The organism is Candidatus Methylomirabilota bacterium (assembly GCA_036005065.1).
In the GTDB taxonomy this organism is placed as follows: Bacteria; Methylomirabilota; Methylomirabilia; order Rokubacteriales; family DASRDR01; genus DASYQW01.
In genome coordinates, this window is record DASYQW010000192.1 from 1 (window position 1) to 10,117 (window position 10,117).

Consider the following 10,117-nt stretch of genomic DNA (forward strand, 5'->3'; position numbering starts at 1 on the left):
CCGAAGTTCAGCGTGCGGCGGCTCGAGTTCGATCCGTCCTGGCCCGTGATCCGCGCCCTGGCGATCACGCGGCTCATCGACATCGTCGGGGCGTGCGTGAAGCGCCCCACCGCGGCGGACGTCGCGGCCCCGGCCTCCTGAGGTGATCCAATCCCGAAATGCCGGAACTGAGAGCCTCGTTGCTCCTCCGGGACCTGGCGTCGCCGGCCGTCTCGTCGGCACCCATGCCCGAGTCCCCGGACCCCATTCGAGCCGAGCTCTTCAGCGCCGAACGACTCGAGCAGCACGCGGAAAGCCTGGCCAGGCAGCGCACCCTCGCCGAGGGCGAGGCCGGGCGCCCCCTCTCACAGCGCGTACGGGATAGTGGGCGGGTTCTGCTCCAGTCCTATCGCGCGATCGCCGCGGTGATCCGAGAGGAAGGCGCGATCACCCCGGCCGCCGAGTGGTTCGTCGACAACTTTCACATCGTGGAGGACGTCCTGCGGGAGGTCCGGGAGGACCTCCCGGTCGGATTCTACCGCCAGCTCCCCAAGCTCGCGGACGGCCCCCTGCAGGGTTACCCTCGGGTCCTCGGCCTGGCCTGGGGTTTCGTCGCGCACACCGACAGCCGTTTCGAGCCCGAGACCCTCCAGCGCGTCGTCCGCGCATTCCAGCGCGTACAGCCGCTGACCATCGGCGAGCTCTGGGCCGTTCCCATCGCGCTCCGGATGGTGCTCTTGGAGAACCTCCGGCGCCTGGCCGAGCGGATCGTGAAGGGACGCGCCGCCCGCCATGACGCCGACGCGCTGGCGGACGATCTGCTCGGGCTGGGCGGCCGACCGCGCCGCCCCCTGGCCTTTCAGCAGCTCGAGGCCGCCGACTTGCCGATCGCGTTTACCGTGCAGCTCGTCCAGCGCCTCCGGGAGCAGGATCCCGAGTCGACGCCGGCGGTCTCGTGGCTCAACCAGCAGCTGTCGGGGTCGAGAACGTCGCCCGACGAGCTGGTGCGGTTCGAACATCAGAGCCAGGCCGCGATGAATGTGACGGTCCGCAACCTGATCACCAGCATGCGGACGATGTCAACGTTCGACTGGGCGGAGTTCTTCGAGAGCGTCAGCCTCGTCGATGACGTGCTGCGAGCCGGCAGCCACTTCGGCGCCATGGACTTCACGACACGAGACCGATACCGTCACGCGATCGAAGACCTGGCACGAGGTTCCCGCCAGTCCGAACTGGAGGTCACCCGGCGGGCGATCGCTCGAGCCCAGCGTGGCCCCCCGGTGCCGCGGCCGTCCGGCGTCCCTCCCGCCGATCGGTGTGAAGATCCCGGTTACTACCTGATCTCCCGAGGGCGGCCGCTCCTTGAAAAGGAGATCGGTTACCGGGTTCCGGTACGGCGGTGGCTTCTTCGGACCTACGTGCGGAGGGCGGCGCCGAGCTATCTCGGCAGTATCGGCCTCGTGACGGGATTGCTCCTGGCCCTCCCGCTCCTGGCCGCGCACACCGCGGGGATGAGTCCCCTGGCCCTCGTCCTGCTGGGACTCGTCGCCCTGGTCCCGGCCTCCGACCTCGCGGTCGCCCTCATCAATCGTGCCGTCACCGAGCTGCTCGGACCGAGACCGCTGCCGCGCCTCGAGCTCCGCGGCGGCATCCCGTCCACCCTGCGAACTCTCGTGGTGATGCCGACCCTGCTGACGAGCGAAGCCGAGATCGAGGAGCACATCGCTCGCCTGGAAATCCATCATCTCGCCAATCCCGACGGCGCCATCCACTTCGCTCTCCTGTCCGACTGGATCGACGCGCCCACGGAGACGCTGCCAGAGGACGATCGGCTCCTGGCGGCTGCCATCGATGGGATCGCGCGTCTCAACCGACGCAACGGTCCCGCGCCCGACGCGGGGGCCCGGTTCTTCTTGCTCCATCGCCGGCGGGTGTGGAGCGAGGGAGAAGGCAAATGGATGGGGTGGGAGCGCAAGCGCGGGAAGCTTGACGAGCTCAACCGCCTCCTCCGCGGGGCGAACGACACGACATTCATGGCCACGCGTGGACGGCGGCCTGACGTGCCCGCGGCCGTCCGATACGTGATCACCCTCGATGCCGACACCCATCTGCCCCGGGGCGCCGCCCTCCGCCTCGTCGGGACGATGGCCCATCCACTCAACCGCCCGGCATTCGACGCTCGAGTGGGTCGCGTCGTCGACGGATACGCCGTACTTCAACCTCGGGTCACGCCCACGATGCCCACCGATCGCGACAAGTCCCTCTTCCAGCGGATCTACGCGGGTCCGGCGGGAATCGATCCCTATGCGGCCGCGATCTCCGACGTCTACCAGGATCTCTTCGGTGAAGGCTCGTACACCGGCAAGGGCATCTATGACGTGGAGGCGTTTGCCGCGGCCCTGGAGGGCCGCGCGCCCGAGAACGCGCTCCTGAGCCACGATCTGTTCGAGGGAATTTTCGCTCGAGCGGGGCTCGTGACCGACATCGAGGTCTTCGAGGAGTTCCCGACCGACTACGAGGTCGCCGCCGCCCGGCAGCACCGGTGGGCGCGCGGAGACTGGCAATTGCTCCCCTGGATCGTCGGGCGGGACGCCGCGGCCGGGATGCCTCGAACCCGGATCCCGGTCATCGGCCTGTGGAAGATCATCGACAACCTCCGCCGGACCCTGTCGGCTCCCGCCGCCTGGCTCACGCTCGTCGGCGGCTGGACGCTCCCCCACAGCCCGCCCCTCGTGTGGACGGCGTTCGTGCTCGCCACGATCGCGCTCCCCGCTCTCTTGCCGGCGTTCGCCGAGGTGATCCCCAAGCGATCGGGGATCTCCAAACGGACCCACATCCGCGCCGTCGGACGGGGCTTCCTCCTCGCCGCCTCCCAGATCGCGCTCGGTACCACGTTCATCGCCCATCAGGCCTGGCTCATGAGCGACGCGATCGCCCGGACGCTCGTTCGCCTGTGCGTGACCCGCCGACGGCTGCTCGAGTGGATGACCGCCGCCCAGGCCAAGTCGGGACTGGCCCTCGACGTCACCGGCGTGTATCGACGGATGCGCGGCGCACCACTCCTGGCCACCGCGGGCGGAGCACTGGTGGCCCTCGGGCGACCCGACAGCTGGGTGGTGGCCACCCCGTTCGTCTTGCTCTGGGGACTCTCACCGCTGGTGGCCCGATGGATCAGCCAGCCGCCGGGCGCGTCCCCGACTCCGCTCCTGTCGCGGCCGCAGGCCCGAATCCTGCGCTCGACCGCGCGCCGCACCTGGCGGTTCTTCGACGCCTTCGTCGGTCCGGACGACACCTTCCTGCCGCCGGACAACTTCCAGGAGGATCCGAAGCCTGTTGTCGCGCATCGCACGTCTCCCACCAATATCGGCCTCTCCCTGCTGGCGACGGTCGCCGCGCGCGATTTCGGCTGGATTGGCAGTCTGGAGACCGTCGAACGGCTCGAGGTCACGCTGGCGACGATGGGCCGCCTCGAGCGCTTCCGAGGCCACTTCTACAACTGGTATGACACGGGTGGACTGTGCCCGCTGGAACCGCGCTACGTGTCGACCGTGGACAGCGGCAATCTCGCCGGTCATCTCCTCGCGCTCGGCAATGCCTGTCGCAGCGCGCTCCATCACTCGCTGCTGGATCGCGAAGCGTTCGGCGGAATCGAGGACGCGCTTCTGCTCGTCCAGGAGGCCGCCAGCGGCCTGGCCGACCACCGCCGGACGCAGATGGTCACGCTCGGCCATCTCGATGAGGCCTGCCGGGCGCTGGCCGCGGATCTCCGCGACCCGCCGGCGGACCCGGTGGGCTGGGCCGGCCGCCTCCGTCGGCTCGCCGTCGAGGCCGAGACGCTCGTGGACGTCGCGCGCGCCCTGACGGCCGAGCGCGGCGACCGCGAGGACTCCGACCTCCTGGTCTGGGCCCTGGCGGCGCGCGCCACCATCGCGAGCCACGAGCGCGACCTCGAGACGATCATGCCGTGGGCGCCGCACCTCGAAGCCGTCCTGACCGAGCTCGCGAACGCGTCCCCCGAGGCCGGGCGGGCGATCGGGGCTCTCCTGTCCGCCCCGTCGACCCCGGCCGACCTGGCCGACCGCTGCCAGGCCGCGATCAGCGAGCTCGCGACCCTGCGCGGGGACCTGCCGCCCGACGGATCGGCGCGCGGGGCGGCGATCGCGCGCCTGGACCAGGCCATCGAAGGACTGGAGCGCTCTTCCGCGGCTTCCCGAATGCTCGTCCACCGACTGTTGGAGATCGCCCGCCTCACCAAGGACCTGTTCGATGCGATGCAGTTCGGATTCCTCTTCGATTCCACTCGCCAGCTCTTCTCGATCGGCTACCGCGTCACCGACGGCAGCCCCGACCCGGGCGCGTACGACCTTCTCGCCTCCGAAGCGCGGCTGGCCAGCTTCATCGCGATCGCCAAGGGAGACGTTCCCGTCTCGCACTGGTTCCGGCTCGGCCGCCCGATGACCCCGGTCGGGCTCGGGTCGGCGCTCGTGTCCTGGTCCGGCTCGATGTTCGAGTACTTGATGCCCGCGCTCATCATGCGCTCGCCGTCGGGCAGCCTGCTTCAGCAGACGTATCGCTTCGTCGTCCGGCGTCAAGTGAGTTACGGCGAAGAGCACGGGGTTCCCTGGGGGATCTCCGAGTCGGCGTACAACGTGCGCGACCTGGACCTGACGTACCAGTACTCGAATTTCGGGGTCCCGGGCCTGGGTCTCGAGCGGGGCCTCAGCGAGAACCTGGTCGTCGCGCCGTACGCGAGCGCTCTGGCCGCGATGGTCGATCCCGTGGCCGCCGCCCGGAACTTCTCACGCCTCGCCGAAGTGGGCGCCCGGGGGGCGTACGGCTTCTACGAGGCGCTCGACTACACGCGATCGCGGCTCCCGGGAGGGACGCGGATGGCGATCGTTCGCGCCTACATGGCGCACCACCAGGGCATGACCCTCGTCGCGCTGGCGGATGTCCTCCGAGACGGAGTGATGCGCGCGCGATTCCACGCCGAGCCCATCATCCAGGCCACCGAACTGCTCCTGCAGGAGCGCGCCCCTTGGGACGTCGCGGTCGCGCGACCTCGGGTGGAGGAAGTGCAGGCCCCGGCCCATGTCCGCGACTTCGCGGTTCCGGTCTTCCGGCAATTCACATCGCCGCACGACCCGGCTCCGCGGACGCACCTGCTCTCCAACGGGCGATACGTGGTGATGCTGACGACCGCGGGTTCGGGCTACAGCCGGTGCGCGGGCCTCGGGATCACCCGATGGCGCGAGGACGTCACGCGGGATCACTGGGGGACGTACCTCTTTCTGCGGGACGTCCAGACCGGCGCGGTCTGGTCGGCCGGGTACCAGCCGACCGGCGTCGAGCCGGACGCCTATCGGGCGACGTTCTCCGAAGACCGCGCCGAGTTCCATCGGCGCGACGGCGCGATCACGACCACGCTCGAGGTGCTGGTCTCCCCGGAAGACGACGCCGAGATCCGCCGCGTCTCGGTCACGAATCTCGGGGTGCAGGCGCGAGAGATCGAGCTGACGTCCTACGCCGAGCTCGTGTTGGCGCCACCGTCGGCGGACGCCGCGCACCCGGCGTTTTCCAACCTCTTCGTCCAGACGGAATCGCTGCCCGACCTCGGGGCTCTGCTGGCCACTCGCCGCGTCCGGTCGGCGGCGGAGCCGACCGTCTGGGCGGCCCACGTCGTCGTCGTCGAGGGTCAGGCCGGTGGTGGCGCCCAGTACGAAACCGACCGCGGGCGGTTCCTCGGGCGGGGGCGGGGAATCCGCACGCCGCTGTCGGTGATCGACGACCGGCCACTCTCGAACACGGCGGGCTCGGTGCTCGATCCGATCTTCAGCCTCAGGCGGCGGGTTCGACTCGGACCGGGCGAGAGCGCCCGCCTCAGCTTTTCCACGCTCGTCGCCGCCTCACGCGAGGCGGCCGTGGCGATGGCTGACAAGTATCGCGACCCGGCGACGTTCGAGCGCACGGTCACGCTGGCCTGGACGCAGGCCCAGGTCCAGCTCCAGCATCTCGGGGTCGGCACGGACGAGGCTCATCTCTTCCAGGAGCTGGCGAGTCGGATCCTCTACTCCAACGCGACGCTGCGGCCCTCCGCCGACGTGCTGAAGCGCAACACGGCGGGTCCCTCGGCTCTCTGGGCCCACCGGATCTCCGGTGACCTCCCGATCGTCCTCGTCCGCATCGACGAGCCGGAGGATCGAGGGATCGTCCGACAACTCCTCCGCGCTCACGAGTACTGGCGTCTGAAGGGACTGGCGGTCGATCTCGTCATCCTGAACGAGGAGGCTCACTCCTACACGGAGGAGCTCCAGGCCTCCTTGGAGGCGCTGGTTCGAGCGAGCCAGTCGGCGTCGCGCCACGAGCAACACGCGACACACGGGAGCGTCTTCATCCTGCGGAGGGATCGCCTCTCGCCGAAGGAGCGCAGTGCCCTGCTGGCGGTTGCCCGAGCCGTCCTCCTGAGTCGCCACGGCACCCTCGCGGAGCAGCTCGCGCGGACGCACTCGCCCCGGGGCCCGGTCGCGCCCGCGCCCCGCCGCCCGCCCAGAGAGGGGTCGTCCGTCGACGGGCCGCCTCCCCGCCCCGAATTGGAGTTCTACAACGGCCTGGGGGGCTTCGTCGACGACGGGCGCGAATACGCCATGGTCTTCGGGGAGGGGCAATGGACGCCGGCGCCCTGGATCAACGTCGTCGCCAACCCCACCTTCGGCTTCCAGGTCTCCGAATCCGGCGCCGGGTTCCCCTGGTCGCTCAACAGCCGGGAGAACCAGCTGACCGCGTGGTCCAACGATCCGGTCAGCGACCCGCCGGGCGAGACGATCTATGTCCGGGATGAAGAGACCGGCGCGCTGTGGGGGCCGACCATGCTCCCCATCCGGGAGGACGCGTGGCCCTATGTCGCCCGGCATGGCCAGGGCTACAGCCGCTTCGAGCACACGTCCCACGGGATCTCCCTGCATCTCCTCCAGTTCGTGCCCCTGGCCGACCCGGTCAAGATCTCCCGGCTGACGCTCGAGAACCGGTCCGGCAGGTCCCGGCGTCTCTCGGTGACGGCGTACGTCGAGTGGGTGCTGGGCGTTTCGCGAAGCGCCGCGGCGCCGGTCATCGTCACCGAGGTCGATCGGGACACGCTGGCGCTGTTCGCGCGCAACGCCGGAAACCTGGACTTCGGCGGTCGCGTCGCGTTCGCCGACCTCGGGGGTCGTCAGACCGCGTGGACCGGCGATCGGACCGAGGTCCTGGGTCGCCACGGGACGCTCGATCATCCCGCGCTGCTGGAACGAGGGAACCGCCCGTCCGGTCGGGTCGGCGCCGGTCTCGACCCGTGCGCTGCGCTTCAAACCGTCATCGAGCTGCCGCCCGGCGAGCGTGAGGACGTCGTGTTCTTCCTCGGCCAGGCCGCGACCGCCGACGACGCGCGCGCGCTGCTCACTCGCTATCGCGCGGCCGACCTCGATGTCACGTTGCAGGCCGTCAGAACTCGGTGGGACGACATCGTCGGCGCCATCCAGGTCCGGACGCCGGACCGCTCCCTGGACATCATGCTGAACCGGTGGCTCCTTTACCAGACGCTCGCCTGCCGGGTCTGGGCCCGGTCGGCCTTCTACCAGGCCGGTGGCGCGTACGGCTTTCGCGACCAGCTCCAGGACGTGATGGCCTTGACCGTCGCCCACCGGGACGTCGCGCGCGAGCACCTCCTCCGGGCCGCCGGCCGCCAGTTCGTGGAGGGCGACGTCCAGCACTGGTGGCATCCCCCCGCCGGCCGGGGGGTGCGCACCCGGATCTCCGACGACCCGGTCTGGCTGCCCTACGCCGTCACCCACTACGTCGAGGCCACGGGCGACGCGACCGTGCTGGACGACGTCGTTCCCTTCCTCGAGGGGCCGCCCCTGGCGACGGGCCAGGCCGACGCGTACTTCGAGCCCGGCGTCTCCGCCGAGCGCAGCACGGTGTTCGAGCACTGCGCTCGCGCGCTCGACCGGAGCCTGGCGGTCGGTGGGCACGGTCTTCCCCTGATCGGCACGGGAGACTGGAACGACGGCATGAACCACGTCGGGCCCGAAGGGCGTGGAGAGAGCGTGTGGCTCGGCTGGTTCCTGCATACGACCCTCTGGGAATTCGCGCGGTGGGCCGAGGCCCGCGGCGAACACGCGCGCGCCGACCGGTGGCGCGCTCATGTGCGCGCTCTCAAGGCCGCCCTCGAACGAGAGGCGTGGGACGGAGACTGGTACCGCCGCGCCTTCTTCGACGACGGAAGCCCGCTCGGCTCCACCGTCAACGCGGAATGTCGCATCGATTCGATCGCGCAGTCGTGGGGAGTGCTCTCGGGCGCCGCCGAGCCCCAGCGCGCGGCGCGCGCGATGGCCGCCGTCGAGGAGTATCTGGTCCGGCGCGGCCAGGAGCTGGTCCTCCTGTTCACCCCGCCGTTCGACCGCTCGCCGCTCGAGCCCGGCTACATCAAAGGCTACCCCCCGGGCGTCCGCGAGAACGGCGGCCAGTACACCCACGCCGCGATCTGGTCGGTGATGGCGTTCGCGGCCCTCGGTGACGGCGACCGAGCGAACGAGCTCTTCTCGATCCTGAATCCGATCAACCGCGCGAGCACCCGGGCCGGCGTCCATCGGTACAAGGTCGAGCCCTATGTCGCGGCCGCCGACGTCTATGCCGAGTCCCCGCACGTCGGCCGCGGAGGGTGGACGTGGTACACGGGCTCGGCCGGCTGGATGTACCGGGCCGGGATCGAGTGGCTTCTCGGGTTCCGGCTGCGCGGCGCGGTCCTTCACCTCGATCCCTGCATCCCGCGGGCGTGGCGCCGCTTCGAGATCACGTTCCACTACCACGCGTCGCGCTATGAGATCACGGTCGAGAACCCCCACGGGGTGACCCGCGGCATTTCCGGAGTCGAGGTCGACGGCGCGCCTCTGGCGTCGGGCCGCGCGGGCCTCCCGCTCACCGATGACGGCGCCACCCACCGCGTCCGGGTGGTCCTCGGGTGAAGGGTGCCGGCTCGAACGGCACACTCGCCTCTCGTTCAGCCTCGCCCGCCAGCCGCCCGCGCCCGGTAAGGGAGGGGGGCCCGCCAGTTGCGGCCCGTCGATTGCTTGTCATACTGTACTATTTTAGTGGTACACTAATGGCTGCTGGACCCTCCGAGAACCGCCCACCCACAGCCCGAAGAGGGGAGGCCCCCATGGCCCAGGCAACGAAGACCAAGGTCCGCCCACTCCACGACCGCGTTCTCGTCAAGCGCCTCGAAGAACAGGACGAGAAGCACGGGAGCATTATCATTCCCGATACCGCCAAGGAGAAGCCCCAGGAGGGAAAGGTCATCGCCGTCGGTACCGGCAAGGTGACCGACGACGGGAAGAGACTGCCCCTCGCCGTCAAGGAGGGCGATCGGATCCTCTTCGGCAAGTACTCCGGTAGCGAGATTCAGGTAGACGGCCGGGAGTACCTCATCATGAAGGAGGAGGACGTTCTCGGCATCCTCGGCTCGTGAAACTCGCGGCTCAGCCGCGGCCACTCATTTGCGCACATCGGGAGAAATAGATCATGGCCAAGCAGATCCTGTTCCAAGAGGAAGCCCGCGCCGCGCTGTTGCGCGGCGTCAACATCATGTCACACGCCGTGAAGGCCACCCTGGGCCCGAAGGGCCGGAACGTGGTCATCGACAAGAAGTTCGGGAGCCCCACCATCACCAAGGACGGCGTCACCGTGGCCAAGGAGATCGAGCTGAAGGAGTCCTCCGAGAACATGGGGGCCCAGATGCTGAAGGAAGTGGCCTCCAAGACCTCGGACGTGGCCGGCGACGGGACCACGACCGCGACCCTCCTGGCCCAGGCCATCTTCCGCGAGGGGTTGAAGAACGTGACCGCCGGCGCCAATCCCATGGGCCTCAAGCGGGGCATCGAGCAGGCGGTGGAGAAGGTCGTCGACGAGCTCAAGAACATGACCAAGTCGACCAAGGACAAGAAGGAGATCGCCCAGGTCGCGACGATCGCGGCCAACAACGACAAGACGATCGGCAACCTGATCGCCGAGGCCATGGAGAAGGTCGGCAAGGACGGCGTCATCACGGTGGAAGAGGCCAAGGCGATGGAGACCACCCTCGAGGTCGTCGAGGGGATGCAGTTCG

3 protein-coding genes are annotated in these 10,117 nt (G+C 69.5%); all 3 read left to right on the forward strand.

Going from position 1 to position 10,117, the window contains the following annotated elements; translation table 11 throughout:
* Positions 1-158 precede the first annotated feature (158 nt).
* Positions 159-8,978: a glucoamylase family protein gene (locus VGW35_13745; GenBank protein ID HEV8308719.1), complete on the forward strand. Its 8,820-nt coding sequence runs from the start codon at positions 159-161 to the stop codon at positions 8,976-8,978.
* 194 nt (positions 8,979-9,172) lie between these two features.
* The gene (groES, locus tag VGW35_13750; protein ID HEV8308720.1) at positions 9,173-9,481 is read left to right on the forward strand and encodes a co-chaperone GroES; all 309 of its coding nucleotides are present in this window, start codon (positions 9,173-9,175) and stop codon (positions 9,479-9,481) included.
* A 53-nt stretch (positions 9,482-9,534) separates the two neighbouring features.
* Positions 9,535-10,117: TCP-1/cpn60 chaperonin family protein (locus tag VGW35_13755; GenBank protein ID HEV8308721.1), on the forward strand; the 583-nt coding region annotated here is incomplete at its 3' end.